This is a genomic window from Mammaliicoccus sp. P-M58, assembly GCF_022386165.1.
Classification (GTDB): domain Bacteria; phylum Bacillota; class Bacilli; order Staphylococcales; family Staphylococcaceae; genus Mammaliicoccus; species Mammaliicoccus sciuri.
In genome coordinates this window covers 20,870-37,446 of sequence record NZ_JAJNJI010000010.1, presented here as the reverse complement: position 1 = coordinate 37,446, position 16,577 = coordinate 20,870, and the positions used below count along the sequence as shown (strand labels likewise).

At 32.4% G+C, this 16,577-nt stretch carries 17 protein-coding genes; 4 read left to right on the top strand and 13 right to left on the bottom strand.

The features are described from left to right. Positions 1–3: 3 nt before the first annotated feature. The 3 genes from LQ694_RS11255 to LQ694_RS11245 form a co-directional block, all read right to left on the bottom strand. Entirely contained in the window at positions 4–321 is a 318-nt protein-coding gene (locus LQ694_RS11255; protein ID WP_037589330.1) for a PTS cellobiose transporter subunit IIB, read from the bottom strand. An 18-nt stretch (positions 322–339) separates the two neighbouring features. Beyond that, complete coding sequence (locus LQ694_RS11250) at positions 340–1,770, bottom strand: 6-phospho-beta-glucosidase (RefSeq protein ID WP_096791073.1); 1,431 nt, start codon at positions 1,768–1,770, stop codon at positions 340–342. Between the two features lie 385 nt (positions 1,771–2,155). Continuing rightward, positions 2,156–3,070, bottom strand: a complete 915-nt coding sequence (locus LQ694_RS11245) for a DUF7916 family protein (RefSeq protein WP_058611570.1) — start codon at positions 3,068–3,070, stop codon at positions 2,156–2,158. Between the two features lie 157 nt (positions 3,071–3,227). Here LQ694_RS11245 and LQ694_RS11240 point away from each other — a divergent pair, with 157 nt between their 5' ends. Beyond that, positions 3,228–4,151 (top strand): ABC transporter substrate-binding protein, encoded by a 924-nt coding sequence (locus LQ694_RS11240; protein ID WP_239772058.1) that lies wholly within the window; start codon positions 3,228–3,230, stop codon positions 4,149–4,151. A 96-nt stretch (positions 4,152–4,247) separates the two neighbouring features. On the opposite strand, the gene LQ694_RS11235 is transcribed toward LQ694_RS11240, so the two are convergent. Both LQ694_RS11235 and adcA read right to left on the bottom strand, forming a co-directional pair. Then, positions 4,248–4,979, bottom strand: coding sequence for a class I SAM-dependent methyltransferase (locus LQ694_RS11235; RefSeq protein ID WP_096791071.1), 732 nt, complete (start codon positions 4,977–4,979; stop codon positions 4,248–4,250). A gap of 158 nt (positions 4,980–5,137) precedes the next feature. Continuing rightward, positions 5,138–6,733: a zinc ABC transporter substrate-binding lipoprotein AdcA gene (gene adcA, locus LQ694_RS11230; protein WP_096791070.1), complete on the bottom strand. Its 1,596-nt coding sequence runs from the start codon at positions 6,731–6,733 to the stop codon at positions 5,138–5,140. A 175-nt stretch (positions 6,734–6,908) separates the two neighbouring features. Between adcA and LQ694_RS11225 the strand changes: the two genes are divergently transcribed. Further along, positions 6,909–7,850, top strand: a complete 942-nt coding sequence (locus LQ694_RS11225) for a nucleoside hydrolase (RefSeq protein ID WP_096791069.1) — start codon at positions 6,909–6,911, stop codon at positions 7,848–7,850. 67 nt (positions 7,851–7,917) lie between these two features. Here the strand turns inward: LQ694_RS11225 and LQ694_RS11220 are convergent, their stop codons facing one another. Both LQ694_RS11220 and LQ694_RS11215 read right to left on the bottom strand, forming a co-directional pair. Next, complete coding sequence (locus LQ694_RS11220) at positions 7,918–8,580, bottom strand: ABC transporter ATP-binding protein (RefSeq protein WP_096791068.1); 663 nt, start codon at positions 8,578–8,580, stop codon at positions 7,918–7,920. Positions 8,581–8,591: 11 nt separating this feature from the next. Next, a complete protein-coding gene (locus LQ694_RS11215; protein WP_058592454.1) occupies positions 8,592–9,641 on the bottom strand; it encodes an ABC transporter permease in 1,050 nt (349 codons plus the stop codon). Between the two features lie 143 nt (positions 9,642–9,784). Here LQ694_RS11215 and LQ694_RS11210 point away from each other — a divergent pair, with 143 nt between their 5' ends. Together LQ694_RS11210 and LQ694_RS11205 are read left to right on the top strand one after the other, a co-directional pair. After that, positions 9,785–10,489, top strand: coding sequence for a DUF5694 domain-containing protein (locus LQ694_RS11210; RefSeq protein WP_096791067.1), 705 nt, complete (start codon positions 9,785–9,787; stop codon positions 10,487–10,489). 13 nt (positions 10,490–10,502) lie between these two features. Continuing rightward, positions 10,503–11,531, top strand: coding sequence for a siderophore ABC transporter substrate-binding protein (locus tag LQ694_RS11205; protein ID WP_196968027.1), 1,029 nt, complete (start codon positions 10,503–10,505; stop codon positions 11,529–11,531). A 228-nt stretch (positions 11,532–11,759) separates the two neighbouring features. Here LQ694_RS11205 and LQ694_RS11200 read toward each other — a convergent pair whose 3' ends face one another. Genes LQ694_RS11200 through LQ694_RS11175 form a run of 6 tightly spaced genes read right to left on the bottom strand, consistent with a single transcriptional unit; the run spans position 11,760 to position 16,545 of the window. Continuing rightward, the gene (locus tag LQ694_RS11200) at positions 11,760–12,275 is read right to left on the bottom strand and encodes a D-lyxose/D-mannose family sugar isomerase (protein ID WP_049319626.1); all 516 of its coding nucleotides are present in this window, start codon (positions 12,273–12,275) and stop codon (positions 11,760–11,762) included. A gap of 14 nt (positions 12,276–12,289) precedes the next feature. Then, the gene (locus LQ694_RS11195; RefSeq protein WP_078355127.1) at positions 12,290–13,384 is read right to left on the bottom strand and encodes a PTS fructose transporter subunit IIC; all 1,095 of its coding nucleotides are present in this window, start codon (positions 13,382–13,384) and stop codon (positions 12,290–12,292) included. A gap of 23 nt (positions 13,385–13,407) precedes the next feature. Further along, positions 13,408–13,716, bottom strand: coding sequence for a PTS fructose transporter subunit IIB (locus tag LQ694_RS11190; protein ID WP_049319624.1), 309 nt, complete (start codon positions 13,714–13,716; stop codon positions 13,408–13,410). A gap of 12 nt (positions 13,717–13,728) precedes the next feature. Next, on the bottom strand, positions 13,729–14,595 hold the full coding sequence (locus tag LQ694_RS11185; protein WP_218696913.1) for a ketose-bisphosphate aldolase: 867 nt from the start codon (positions 14,593–14,595) through the stop codon (positions 13,729–13,731). Positions 14,596–14,607: 12 nt separating this feature from the next. Further along, positions 14,608–15,072 (bottom strand): PTS sugar transporter subunit IIA, encoded by a 465-nt coding sequence (locus LQ694_RS11180; RefSeq protein WP_196968025.1) that lies wholly within the window; start codon positions 15,070–15,072, stop codon positions 14,608–14,610. Continuing rightward, positions 15,073–16,545, bottom strand: coding sequence for a BglG family transcription antiterminator (locus LQ694_RS11175; protein WP_196968024.1), 1,473 nt, complete (start codon positions 16,543–16,545; stop codon positions 15,073–15,075). Between the last annotated feature and the right edge of the window lie 32 nt (positions 16,546–16,577).

Here is a 16,577-nt window from a genome sequence, read left to right as displayed (position 1 = left end):
TGATTATTCTATGTCTTGCAAAATTACACTTGCCAATTTTTCAATGCCCATTGGAATTGGAACATACGCTTGTGGCGGGATATTTACTACTGGTTTATTAACTCTATCTCCAGCTTCTTTTAACTTTTTAAAATACATTTTAGTTTGTGGACTCACTAAATATAAATCGAAAGATTGTTTTTCAATCATTTTCCCGCCTTCATTTGCTGAAACGGCATCGACTTCAATATCATGTCCTTTTTCTTGTAAGTAACTCGTTGTTTTTTTAGCCATAAGTGATGATGACATACCTGCTGCACATATAATTAACGCTTTTTTCATAATAAAAACCTCCAAATGTTATAATTGTTCTCCGTTACTTGCAATAACTTTTTTGTACCAATAAAATGAATCTTTTTTAGAACGGTCTAACGTACCATGACCTTCGTTATCTTTATCTACATAAATAAAGCCGTATCTCTTTTTCATCTCGCCCGTTCCGGCAGATACTAAATCTATACAACCCCATGGTGTATATCCCATTAAATCGACACCATCTTCATCGACAGCTTTGATAAATTGTTCGATGTGTGTTTTTAAATATTCAATTCTATAATCATCATGAACAACGCCGTCTTCACCAAGTTCATCAATTGCACCGAAGCCATTTTCAACAATAAACAATGGTAAATGATACATATCTGTAAACCAGTTCATCGCATATCTTAAGCCTTCAGGGTCAATTTGCCATCCCCAATCTGAAGCTTGTACATAGTCATTTTTTACTAAATCACGTGTTTCAACATAATCATATTTTTCGTTAGATTTTTCATGTGAAATTGCGAATGACATGTAATAACTAAAGCCAATGTAGTCTACTGTGCCTTGTTTCAAATCTTCAATATCTTGATCTGTAATATCTAAATTGAAAGATTTATCTTTGAAATACTGTGTCATATAACCTGGATATGCACCATGAACATGGACATCCGTAAAGTAATATCTCTTTTGCATCGCTTTTTGAGCCATTAAGATATCTTTCGGATTACAAGTTGCTGGATATATTGGACACATTGCTATCATGCACCCTATTTCAAATTCTGGATTAATGTCATGACCAATTTTTGTTGCTTGAGCACTCGCAACCAATTCATAATGTGCTGCTTGATACATAATTTGTTCACGATTTTCACCAGGTTGATATTTCACGCCTGAATTCGTAAATGGCGCAAAATCTTCATCAAAGTTAGCTTGGTTATTAATCTCATTGAAAGTCATCCAATATTTAACTTTGTCTTTATATCTTTCAAAACAAACTGTTGCAAAGCGAACGAAGAAATCAATCACTTTCCTATTACGAAAGCCACCATATTCAGTTACAAGATGATAAGGTAATTCAAAGTGAGACAATGTTACGACAGGTTCGATCCCGTGCTTCAAACACTCATCAAATAAATCATCATAGAATGCTAAACCTTGTTCATTAGGTTCTTGGTCATCGCCATTCGGAAAAATTCTCGACCATGCAATCGAAGTTCTGAAACATTTAAAGCCCATTTCACTAAATAATTGAATGTCTTCTTTATATCGATGATAAAAATCAATTGCTTCATGGTTTGGATAATATTTACCTTCAATAACGCCGTCTGTAATTTCTCGATGTTTCCCGTGAGAAGCTGCAGTCATAACATCTGCAACACTGATTCCTTTACCATCTTCTTGCCAAGCACCTTCAAGTTGATGCGCCGCTACAGCACCTCCCCATAAAAAATCCTCTGGTAGTTTTGACATTGAAACCTTCCTCCTTTAATCAAACATTTCTTAATACAATTTTATTGTAAACGTTTTCATAAATGAGTAGCATATCGAAAAGTTCCGTAGTATTACGGAAGTCTTTTATAATAGGTAGATTTTATGCAGATTTGGAAGATTTATTGTTGTGATTGGACAGTTGATTATAGTGAGGTGAGGTTTTTGGGTCGATATTTTTATTTATCGGCCTGCAAATCTCATTTCTGGACCGGTAAATTTTTTTATCGGTCCATATTTCCCGTTTCTGGACCGATAATTTTTCGTATTGGTCCATATTTCCCTTTTCTGGACCGATACTACCTTTCCAAACAAATATGAAAAGGATGAGACAGCCCACACTGTCTCATCCTCTAATCCTAATTATTTATCTATTGATCGATCTTGCTATTCTAGATACTGTATGACGTTGTCCTCTTATGGCTTTACTTAATGCATATATGTTCTCGACTGGTGCTAATCCACCATATCCTGCATCTCCTATATGTTGAATATCAACGCCTAATGTTTTATTTTTAATAGCCATTTCTCTAATCGTCGCCTCATCCGAACCTTCTTGAGATGTACCGATTGCACTCATCACTAGTGCGCCATGATTATGTGCAACTTGAACAGCTTCTCTCACCTCTTCTTCACTGACACCCCATACTGTTCCAACTGCAGGCACTAATATAATATCTGCCCCAGCTTCTACAAAATTCGTTATAGCTTCTAAATTAACTACCGGCTCATCTACACCTGATCCGTGCATTTTACCCGCAATAATAAGTCCATTAAAATGAGATTTCCCTACTTTAATCGCTTCTAAAATATGATTGTTTGTAACGCCTGTTGCTGGATTCCCAGTTAAACATACAAAATCAAAACCTAATTTTTCAGCTCGTATAAAAGTTTCTTTAGTCGCTTTTCTACCCGCAGAAATATCCAGTTTAACTTCTGCCATATTTGCTTTATCATCAACTGGTTCTAAATTTACACCAATAGGTCTACCGACTAGGTTCTTTAAATCTTGAACAGCATTGCCAGTACCTTTATAAACTTCATGGTAAAGACCTTTAATCACTGGTTCATTGACATCTAAAGCATTCAGTAAAATCATATCTGCTCCAAAAGCAGTTGCCATTTCCGCATTTGTAATATCTTGAACTAGAGCAGGCGTATGTACGACAACATTCTCGCTAAGTACCGTTCTACCCTCACTCGCCTTAATACTTTGCTTCAATTCCTCTGATGAAAAGTTCAAAATATCAGACGTATTTGCACTAATTAATCGTTTAACCAAAATATTCACCCCTTCTTTTACTAACACAAACCAAAGATATATTTAAAAAATGACAAAGTCAAATAAATTTAAAAATAAAGTGTTGATTAATTAATTTTGATTGTTATAATTTAAATGATATTGATTATCATTATCATATATTTGGAGGGTATAATTTATGAAAAGATTATTTATATTTTGCTTATGTTTATTATTTTTCTTGGCAGCTTGTAATAGCTCAGATACTAAAGAAAAGTCGTCAGAAACAAAATCGGGTTCTTCATCTGATACTAAAGTATTTAAACAAGATGATGGGGAAAAAATCGAAATACCTAAAGATCCGAAAAGAATTGTCGTATTACATCCCACATACATAGGTGCATTAGTTGAATTTGGCCATAAACCTGTAGGTGTCATTGATTTTGTAAAACAAAATAAAACATTGTCTGATGCTACTAAAGGTGCAAAAATGTTAGGTCAAAATAATGTTGAAGACATTGCTAAAACAAAGCCAGATTTAATCATTACTACTAAAGAAGATAAAAACATTAATAAACTCAAAAAAATTGCACCAACTGTCCAAATGGACGCTATGAAATCAGACTACAAAGCTGCTACTAGAGAACTCGGGGAAATTGTAAATGAACAAGACAAAGCCAAAAAATGGATAAAAAATTGGGAAGAAAAACTTGAAAAAAATAAAAAATCATTAGGTAATAAAGTAGACGGGAAAACTATTACAGTCCTTCAATCATCACCAAAAGGTTTAACAGCATTCGGTAAAAACTATGGACGTGGTACAGAAATTGTTTACGGTGGTTACGGAATGATGCAACCTGAAAAATTAGAAAAAGAAACAAAGAATGCTTATATGGCAACTCCATCTGAAGAAGAACTTTCTGATTATACAGGTGATTATATTATCCTAGCAACTATGGGAGAAACACCACAATTCACTCAAACAACTAACTGGAAAAACCTTGATGCAGTTAAAAATAACCATGTTATCGAATTAGATTTACAACAAACGCAATATAATGATCCAATTTCTCTGGAAAAACAAAGAGAAATCATTTTAAAACAACTAAAAGAAATGAAATAAAATATTACTGATCAACATTTTAAGCACACGTATAAAGTTGAAAACTTTTCAATTATACGTGTGTCTTTTTATAAATATTAACTTGTTGTACCTCTTCTACTTTTTCTTTGCTTTTACTAATAGAAATGGTGGGAATTGTTTCAACTTATTAATACGTGCTTGATCATACATTCTAAATACTTCCTCAGACTGCCCGAGGTCTTTTACACATTGGATTTCAAAGTCATTTTCTATTAAATTATTGAGGATTGTTTCAATCGTATGATGATATTTATAAACATCAGCGCCTAACCAATTTGCTGAGCGAGAAGACTCATCAAAATAATGTTCCATTCGTAAAAACATCCCTTTGTCATCTTCTTGTGCGACTTCCGGATCTTTAGTGGATGTTTGTATAGGATGTTCCATAGTAAAGAGTAACGTGCCACCACTATTTAATAGCTGATTCAACTTCTCGGCACATCGTTTAAAATCTTCAATATAATGAAATACAAGAGAAGATACGATTACATCATACGTTTCATTTGTCTGAAACGCCATAAATGATTCATGATATAACGATACATTGTTAGAATTGAATTTTTCGCGACTTGCGCTAATCATATTAAGTGACTCATCAATTCCTGTAATATGTTTAGGATGTAACTTCAACATATGCGCAATCAAATGCCCCATACCACAGCCAATATCAAGTACTGTTTTGCCTTCTAAATCTGGCATTAACCGCTTCATTTCAGGCATTTCAACAACTTCGTTATAACTTAATGCATGATTTCTTTTTTGTTTATAGCCTTCAAAGAAATCATCTTGATCATAAATATTTGTCATTTTAATATCCCCCTTTTATTAAATTTAGTATAGCAATCATTTATATAAAAAATAGACTTATATTTAAATATTCGATATGATGTAGGTATAGTAGTGCCAAAAATAATTACATTATATATAAAAGAACCTGAGACTACCGTGGTCTCAGGTTCTTTGCTTTAATGTGCTAACATTTCTTCTTTTACTTCGTCTTTAGATAATTTAGCTGGATAATATGTTGGCCAGTTATCTAATTCTTTTAAGACTTTATCTTTATCATTGCCCGTGAATATATGGAAATGTGCAGCTTTTTTAGGATAAATATTGTGATCGCTAAATTGTACATATTTCGGTAAGTTATCGTTTGATTCACCTTTTAATTTAAATGTGTATCTTACGCCTCTATTACCTTTTTCATATTTCAAGATATCATAGCCATCGTACTCATATTCTCCAGTTGTTGTTTTACCTTCTTTAGTGAAACTGATTTTATTGCCGTCAATTTTGATGTTTTCGACATCTGTTTTATAGCCTTTATCATAATAAGCTTTATATTCTTTTTCAGACATCTTACCATCTTCTTCAGCTTTATGTTCGAAGACTTCATCAAGTGTGCCATCTTTTAAATATGGATATACTGATTGCCAGTCACCTTCATAATCAGATAGTTTACGGTCTTTTACTTGAGAATCTTTGAAATACCCTTTTTCAATTGCTTTATCATGAGATGCAGCTTTCTTATCATCTTTTGTTGTTATCTTGTCATTTAATGATTTTTCGATATTTTTAATATTTTCCTTCATTAATGATTGATATGAAAGGTCTTTTTCTTTTAATTGTTCTTTCGTTAAAGATTCCATATTATTAAATGTTAATGGTTTAGCATCTGTTTCTTTACGAATTGTGTCTGTAATTTTTGATGAAATATTGCTTTCATATAAGATATATTTCGCATCTGTATCTTTAATTTCTTTAACAATTTCAGTTAATTCTTTTTGTGATGGATCTTCAGCATTCATACTTTGAACACCTTTTTGAACAAACCCATAACGATTTGCTAAGTAACCTAGTGATTCATGAGAGATAAATACTGTATGGCCTTCATGACCTTTAGTAGCATCTTTTAATGATTGATCGATATCCGATAATTCATTATTTAATTTTTTATAATTTTTCTCATAATCTGCTTTATGATCTGGGTCTTTCTTGATTAATTCATCTTTAATTCCTTTAATCATTTCTTGGTCAATTTTAGGATCTAACCATACGTGAGGATCAAATCCACCGTGGTGATGATGTTCATGTTCGTGCTCGTGTTCTTCATGCTCTTCTCCATGTTCATGATGTTCATCTTCATCTTCATCGTGATCTTCCCCATGCTCATGACCATGTTCATGTTGATCTGTTAAAAGTTCAGATTGATCCATACTATTTTGAAGTGATAATTTTTTATCATCCTTTTTAATAGTTGAGGCAATTTTCTTTGCTACTGGATCTAAATCGTTTCCTGTATAAACAAATAAATCCGCTTTACTAGCGTTTAAAATATCTTTTTGCGTTGGTTCATAACTATGTAAATCTGTTCCTGCAGGATAAATAGATTCTACTTCTACATGCTTACCGCCAATTTGTTCTATAAAAGATTTCAATGGGTAAACCGTCGTCTTAACCTTTAATTTATCAGAATCATTATTTTTGCTATCTGTTTGATTACAGCCTGCTAATACCATACAAATTGCAAAAACAACTGTTAATACCCCAATCCATTTTTTCATTTCGTACACTCCTTTTACAAATAGTAACGTTTACGATTTAAAATTATATACTTATATCTATTAAAATACAAGACCTTATTTATAATAATTTTTTATAGTCTGTTTATTTTGTTTAGTTGAAAACGCTTTAGTATAATGGAATTAAGGCGTAAATTAAATTAGAGGACGTGTTTAAATGTTACAAAATAGAAAAATCATCATGGATTGTGATCCTGGGCATGACGATGCTATCGCATTAATATTAGCTGGTGCTCAATCTAGTCCATTAAATATTTTAGCAGTGACAACTGTTGCGGGAAATCAATCAGTAGATAAGAATACAACAAACGCTTTAAACGTATTAGATATTATGAATAGAGGCGACATTCCTGTTTCAGTCGGTGCGGACAGACCTTTAATCAAGAAAGCTGCATTTGCTGAAAGTATTCATGGTGAAAGTGGCTTAGATGGTCCTGAATTACCGAAAGTTCCAAACTTAAAGCCTACAAATCAGCATGGTGTAAATGTCATAATTGAAGAAGTATTAAACAGTAATGAACCTATAACACTCGTAGCAACAGGACCGTTAACAAATGTTGCGATGGCGCTTATCCAAGAACCTAAAATTGCTCATAATATAGAAGAAATCGTCATTATGGGAGGTGGAACGTTCGGGAACTGGACACCAACAGCGGAATTTAATATTTGGGTTGATGCAGAAGCAGCGAAAAAAGTATTTGAAAGTGGCATTCCGGTTGTTGTCTTCGGATTAGACGTGACACATCAATTATTAGCAGATGATGCTGTAATTGAAAGATTTCACCAAATCAATAATCCAATATCTCATTTCGTAGTTGAACTCTTAAAGTTCTTTAAATCTACATATAAATCGCTATTCGATATGGACGGAGGTCCTATCCATGATGCTTGTACAATTTTATATTTGCTACATCCTGAAATATTCACGTTACAAAAAACATTCATCCAAATCGAACATCAAAGTGAACTCACATATGGCACAATGTCTGTTGATTTGCATAATACTTATAAACAAGAACCTAATGCCTATTTCGCTACAGAAGTGAACGTAGACTTAGCTTGGGACATCATGGAAAAAGCATTAAAAAGTTATGAATAAAAAGTAAGAGGCTAGGATATCATCAATATCCTAGCCTCTTACTTTTTATTCTATTAAATCAACCTCGTTATTCTTCTTTCAACTCACCATCTACCATTTTAAATACTTTATCACAGTATGATGTCAGTCTTTGATCGTGCGTTACGATAATACATAATTTATTTAATTCTTTTGTTTCTCTTCTCAATATTTCCATGACTTCTATTGCATTTTCTGTATCTAGTGATGCGGTTGGTTCGTCTGCTAGTATAATGGATGGATTTGTGTAAAGTGCTTTAGCGATAGCCACTCTTTGTTTTTGACCGCCTGATATTTCACTTGGTAATTGGGTTAAGATTTTATCCAAACCGAGTTGTTTCAATAGCCTAGTATGTTCATCTTCATTCATAACGTCTTTTTTCACTTTTTTAAGTAATTCAAATTGTTGTTGAACGGTTAAAAACGGTATTAAATTACTTGTTTGAAGTATAAATCCGATTTCTTTTAATCGAAGTTTAGATAATTGTTTTTCATTATAATGATTAATATTTTGACCATTTAAAGATACTGTACCTTCTGATGGTAACTGTAGTGCACCCGCCATTGTTAACAGTGTACTTTTCCCTGACCCGGATGGTCCAATTATAGCAACTAGTTCTCCTTTTTCTAGTTTAAAGTTAGTTGATTTCACTGCTTCTATCGTTCTATTACCGTCTTTAAATGACTTTGTTACATTCTCAAATGCTAACATGATTCCGCCTCCTAACTAATGACTTTCAATGGTTCTACTTTTCGAATACTTAATACTGAGAATAAACTACCTAAAATTGCGACGATAATAAGCACGATGCCGTATAACAACATTGTTAAATAATCAAATTTGATAGGTACTGCCTCTGGTAAGAATGATCCTGTTAACATCGTTAATCCAAAGCCAATCAATGTACCGATTAAAGCAATAATTATAGTTTGACTCATGACTGAACGTGCTAAAAAGCCATTCGTTAATCCTTGCGCTTTTAAGACACCAAATAAATTTCTCTTTTGTAACGTAATAATGTATAAGAATATACCTATAACCATTGCTGAAATCGCAAATAAGAACACAATCATAAAGTTTAATGTTAAATTTTGCGCTTGATAGCCTGGTAGTTTCGTAATAAATGATTCAATGTCATCTACTTCTAAATCTTTGTTCAATTCAACATCTTTCCAATTTTTATCTTTAACGACCAGCGCATTAATCTTATCGCCTTTTAACATCGGATTTAATTTCCCAATCGTTTCATTATTTGTAAATAAGACAGGTGATGCATTAAATTTAGAACTTACTGAGAAACCGACAATTTTTAATTCTTCATCACTATTAGAAAGTGTTAATGTATCCCCGATTTTGAATCCTTTTGTTTTTAAAGTATGATCTGCAACGACTTCATTATCTTTCTCAAACAGTTTGCCGTCTTCTATTTTAGGCATTAGGAAGCCTTTTCCATCGATACCAAAGACTGTGGCATTCTCTTTGTTTTTACCGTCTGAAGCAATAACAGCCGTTTGCTTTAAGCCTTCACTTTTATCAAATTTGCCTTTTACATCATCTGTATTAATAGATGATTGTGCAACTGTTTGATTGGCATCTTTATTCAAAACAATCGCATCTGCTTTCCATAAATCTACTGCTTCTCTATTCATATTCATCAAACCGTTTGCTAACCCCGATAATAAGAATAAAAGATAGCTAATCATAACTAATACACCAATAATTAGACCAAACTTCGTCTTATTTCGTCTCATTTCATTCCAAGCTAAAAACATTCTGCCAGCCCTTTCCTGAATCTAAATTTTCTATTATTTAATTATAACATTATTATTTAATTATCTTAAAATAATAGCAACATTGTATTTATAAAAGTGTTACTGTATAATTGATAACGATTATCAATTAAGGAGGTGTAAAATTGGTACAAAGAGAAATTTGCATTATTGGTACACCACATATTCGGTTAGACCAAAGCAATCAATATTTTTTAGAATCCTATCAACGTTACATAGAAGATGCTAACGTCATTTTGAATAAATTACAGCAATACAATCCAGATTTAATCGCTATTGAATGGGATATTAAAAATAAAGGACAATTGCTTAAAGACTTTAATCAACTATCCCGTAAACATTTGCCGCTTCAACTAAACGAACATCATTTTTTAGCGATACCACTCGCATTGAAATTAAAATTACCAACTATTTTACCAATCGACAACAATCAAATGCAAACACGTAAGATTCGTGCAGCATTTGCAGATGAATACCTTGAAAATGATAACCCTATAATATACCAACTTTTAAATGAGGCAAAACAATGTCATCAAAATAAAAAGGCACAAGATTTATCATTATATGAACAATTAACTGAATATCACGATACAGTCATTCCTTTAGAACAAGTTTTTGCCATTCGTTCACTTGCAGATAGCCCAGGTATCGCCTTTTCCCTCGAATGGTCAGAACGTAATCAATTTATGGCCAACCACATCATGAAAAATGCGCTCAACCATGATAGAACAGTTGTCTTTACAGGTATGAGTCATGTCAGAATTTTAAAATTCATGATAGAATCAACAGGTTTATTTAAAGTCGTTCCATCAATAAATATATTAAAATAAAGGAGCATACATAATGAAGAAGTTACTTTTACTAATGGTCATCACACTTTTATTAGCAGCATGTGGACAAACAAAAGGAACAAGTGATTCAAACAGCAATAAAGAAACAGTCACAGTTAATCAAAAATATGAATTACGTGGTAAATACAAAGACGGTAGAGATGCAGAACAGAAAGAAGAAAAAGTCAAAGTCACGAAAGACCCTAAAAAAGTCGTCACATTTGATTACGGTGCAACAGATATCATTAAAGCACTCGGAAAAGAAAATAATGTAGCCGGTATTTCAATTGGTTCAAGCGACTCTATGCTACCTAAAGAATTAAAATCTTTTACGAAAGATAAATATACAAATGTCGGTGAATTAGGAAAACCAAATTTTGAAAAAATAGCTGAAATTGATCCAGATTTAATTATCTTTTCAAATCGTACAGCAAGCAGCGAAACATTAAAAGAATTTAAAAAAGCTGCCCCTAACGCATCATTACTTTATATAGGGTCAGATGATAATGCTGTCATAAAATCAGTATCAGATAATACGATGAAACTCGGCAAAATTTTTGGAGAAGAAAAGAAAGCTAAAGAACTTACAGATCAACTAAAAAACGAAGAACAAAAAGCGAAGAAATCAGTTAATAATATAGATAACAGTGTCATGCTACTACTTACAAGTCAAGGTGAATTATCTACTTACGGACCAGGCGGAAGATTCGGCGGCCTACTCTATGATCAACTTGGATTCAAACCAGCTGATAAGAAAGTTAAACCAAATCCACACGGCCAACCCGTCAGCTTTGAATATGTCGCTTCAAAAAATCCAGAAGTTATATTCGCAATGGATAGAGACAAAGCAACAGACGGAAAAGGAACAAGTAAGAAAGTACTAGGAAATGACGTACTTAAAGACGTAGATGCCATAAAAAATAATAACATCATTAACTTAGACGCAAAATCATGGTACTTCTCATCAGGTGGCATTAAATCCACAACAAAACAAATACAAGAAATACAACAAATCGCGAAGAAATTACAATCACAGAAATAATAAGCGGGGATGGTGATGTTGAATGTTTGGCTAACTATCATTATTCGGAATTCTGGTAATTAGAATGCCCTAACTATCATTATTCTGAATTCTGGTATTTAGATGGGCGCTCTCTTACGGACATTTCTTGGAATTCTGTCCCTTACGACATTCAAACTTTATCATCTTATATGACGAAAAACGCCACTGGCTCCTGCCAGTGGCGTTTCTTCTATTAATATATCTTCCTTACCTAACTACATGAATATCTGTAAATTCATCTAGTTCATCATAACTAGTTGTTGAGAATTCAGATATAACGGCACCTTCTTCTCCTGCTTGAAACCAATGTTTTGTATGTGATGGGATGGTATATTGTTCTCCTGGCAATAATTGTACTTCATGAAATACTGTATAATATTCAGCCTTTCCTTCTGGTATCTTCGCTGATAATTCACCAACATTTCTTTCACCTTCTACATATAAATATACTTCTCCTTTTCTACACCTAAAAGTTTCTATTTTACCTTTCTTCCCTAGTTTGTCTGGATGTATATGTTCTGGGCATGTTTGACGTGGCAACAACACCATTTCTTTAGCGCAATAGCCATTATCATTAACGTAAACAATTAAGTTAAGGCCTTCTGTTTCAATATGATTGAGTCCAAAGTCAGCATATTCTATATTTTCAATTTCATAATCTGTAAAATTTATATTCGATGACAAAAAATATTCTTTCACTTTATTCTTATAATGACTATTCATAACTATCACCTTTATTATGATATTTTAAGATCGTCCCATGAAATCTCTTCTTCTTGTTTTTCTTTAACGACTACTTCAGCATTTACATCTACTCGTTTTTTCAATATTAATATTGTAACTGCTGTTGCTAAAGAGCCAATCAGTAATGCGAAAATAAAACTAAGAGGATTAGTCATAGTTGGTAATGCAAACATACCTGATGCTGGAATATGACTATCTGCTCCCCATAGCATACTGAGACCTCCACCAATAGCTCCACCTATTCCCGTAGCGATAATATTTTTTCCTAAGTCATTTAAAATAATTGGAAAGCACCCTTCAGTAATTTGGCATACACCCATCGGAAAGGCAGTTTTTAAAGTTGTAATTTCTTGTTTATTAAAAATATTTTTGTTAACTACTTTTCCTATAAAATATGCCATCGTTAAACCAAATGGTGTCACCATAGATGCGAGTATAAGTACAGTAACTGGTTCATAGATACCTTCTGAAAATAATGCGAATACAAATGCAAACACAACTTTATTAATTGGTCCTCCATAATCTATAGAAGATAATATACCTATTATTGCACCATATAAAAATAGTGAAGATGTATTTAAGTTACCTAAATATGTTGTAATCAATTCAGTAAACCAAGTGATCGGTGTACCAACAACATAATACATAATAACACCAGCAATAAAAGTACTTAAAAAAGGAAATACAAGCGTTGGCATGAGTCCTTCCATCCATGATGGAACTTTAATGTAAGTCGTTAATAAGACAACAACTATTCCAACAATATAACCACTTACGAGTCCTCCAAGAAATCCCGCTTCAATACCAGATGCAACCATCCCTACAATTAATCCCGGTGCAATTCCCGGTTTATCTGCAATAGAGTACGCAATAGCTGTTGATACAATCATGGGCAATAGACTCAACCCATATCCACCCATTGTAGTCATAGCATCAGAAAACTTAAATCCTTCTTTAAAATTCTCTATTTCTTGACCACCTGTTAAGTTCCCAATTGCTAACAAAAACCCCGATGCAACAATGATTGGTAAAAAGAATGAAATTGCCGTCATTAAATGTCGTTTAAATCCAATTTCTTTGAGTATCATTATTTATCAAACCCCTTTTTGATTTAAATCGTCAACTCTTCTAACTTTTCAACTAACTTTGTTGGTGATTTAACAACTAAACTCGTTGGAACTTCTACAACTTTCTTCCCTTCAAATCTTTCCCGTCCACCTATTTTAATATCCGCTGCAATTAATACCACATCTGCATTATTAATATCTTCTTGTTTAAGTTCATCTTGTGTGCCCGATAATCCTTGAGTTTCTAAACTAATTTCATGTCCTCTATCTTTTGCTACATTTGTTAACTTTTCTTTTGCTATATATGTGTGTGCAATACCTGCAGTACATGCTGCAATACCTACTATATTCATAACATCCACCCCTTAATATAAATTTGCTTTATTAACTGAATTAAATAAGTTTATTTTTTCTACAGCAACTTTCTTAGTTTCTTCAATACAAGATGGGAAGAGCACATTAGGTTCTCTCGCTTCACTATCTTGATTGTCTAAAACATCACGTAGTTTATTCGTAAATGCAATTTTAATATCACTTGAAATGTTAATTTTATTAATTCCGAGTTTAACTGCCTCTTGAATTTCATTATCCGGATTACTTGATCCTCCATGAAGTACTAATGGTATATCTGTCAGATGACTTGTTTCTTTCAAAATATCTAACTTTAATTCTGGTTTCATGTTTTTAGGATATATACCATGCGCAGTTCCTATAGCAATTGCTAAACTATCAACACCCGTTCTTTCAAGAAATTCTTGTGCAGTCGATGGATCTGTATAGATCACTTCAGACACACCACCTTCAACGGTATTACCCGTATCGCCAATCGTTCCTAATTCCGCTTCTACCGATACACCAACAGGATGAGCAATATCAACCACTTTCTTAGTAACCGCGATATTTTCTTCAAATGGTAAATGAGATGCATCAATCATAACTGAAGTAAAACCTAATTTAATAGCATGTATAACTTGTTCATAGCTAGCACCATGATCTAAATGAATACACACAGGCACTTTACTATGATCTGCAAAATATTTAACTTGAGCAACGAAACTATCTGTTAAAAACTTTAACTCATCTGGATGAATCGCAATCATAACTGGTGATTCAGTTTCTTCACAAGCTTGCATTACTGCGTCTAATAACTGTCCAGAACCTGCATTAAATGCTGGTACTGCGAATTTGTTTTCATTAGCTACTCTTAAAATTTCTTTACCACTGATTAACATATTAATCTCCCCTTATGCATTTATAATTAAATCGTATAATTCTTCTTTATTATTGATTTGTTTTATTGCATTAATGAATGATTCTCTAGCTAATAATGTCGCCACTTTTTGCAATAAGATGATATGTGTTGTCGTCGCATCTGTATCTTTTACAGCAAACAATATGACAACTTCAACAGGTTCTTCATCTAGCGTTTCCCAAGCGATTTTATTTTTTAATGTCGCTATTGCGACAGTTGTTTCACCTACAGATCCAGACTTCCCATGTGGTATTGCAATACCGTCTCCAATACCCGTTATGCCTTCACTTTCTCGTAAATATATATCTTCTAAAAATTGCTGTTGATCTTCAATATATTGTTTGTTTTTTAATAAGCTACATAAATCTTCTAATATAGCTTCTTTACTATTTGCATCGCTTTTTATAATCATTAAGTCTTTGTTGATGATAGTTTTTAAATTAATCGTATCTTCCATTTAACTCAACTCCTTTAATGAATAATCAATTAGATCTATATCCTTGTCAGAAAGCACTGGACTGATGCAAATAACTGGTTTCTCAAAATGTTTGTTATCTACTCTTATTGTTGAAAATATAATATCTACTTCTTCCTCAATGAACTTACTGTTCTTCTGCATTTGTCTATGACTCATAGTCGATATTATTTTTAAATTTGGAAAACTATTTTTCAATCTAATTTGAAGCAGTTCAGAAGTCCCAATACCAGTTGAGCAAACAAGCAATACTTTCTTTCTATGTTCTTTTTCTAATTTGAATTTTTCAAAATACAATGAAATATATCCTACTTCCGCTTCATCAATATCTGCATATTCATTTAAATGTTTGTTAATACCTTCAGATATTTCTAACAGTTTAATAAAAGTTTCTTGATATTCTAAAATCAATTCTTTCAACATATTATTTTCAAGCTTTATCCCCATTCTTAGCCTTCCTATCATGGGCAATATATGGTTATATAAATCTTGATATAATTTTTCTTTCTCATTTACATCACTTTTTTCTATACCGAAAAATTGTGATACAAATTCAAGGGTTATTTCATTTGCATTAAATTTATCCTTTTTCATATACTCTTTTTTCTCGATATTTAACGAATACAAGTTTTGAAAAATGAAGAATGCTTCTAATTCATGTAATTCGCAACAAAGATGTTTACTTAAATTATGCGAAAGAATATCTGCTGTTTCTTTTATATTTTTATTTCGTTGCATTTTATCCTTTTCTTCATCATCTAAAGCATCTTGGTTTTGTAATTGATTGACTTTACCTTCTCTATAACGTTTCAACACCATATATAAATGAGTAAATATGTTGACGTCATATGGGTAATATAAATTTACGTTTAACTTTTCTTCTATAAGAAGTATTTGATGATCTAGAAAGTGTTTATCTGATGCATTAATATCTAAGCCCATATCATCTAGCACTTGATTTTTATTTATTGAAAGCAGTATCGCATTAATAGCGCGTCTTATATCAACTTCATTACCTTTTACATAAATGACGTTATGCATATTGTATACATTAATATCAAAGTCATTTAAATATTCGATGATACTTCTAATTCTTCTTTCTTCAGTACTCTCACTAAAATAACTTTGACTAAAAATATGATTTTTCCTTAACTTTTTAGGATGTTGAAATAACAAGTTCATCATAATCTCTAACAAGAAATTTTCTTCTTTGATTGTCACAATTGAATAAATGTTCTTATCAATATAAAATTTATTGATTTTATAACCTTTGCCAGTTTCAGACTCTATCATCTTCTCACCATATTGTTCTTCTGTGACTTCATTAATTTTCTTAACAAGTCTATAGATTGTTTTAGATGAGACTAATAATTTATTAGATACATCATTGGAAGAGATAAAATCGTAAAAGTTTAACTGATTGATGAGTTGCTCTTCCTTAGAGCTGAATAACATGTCATCACCTCCTGTTAAGTGTCATTATACTT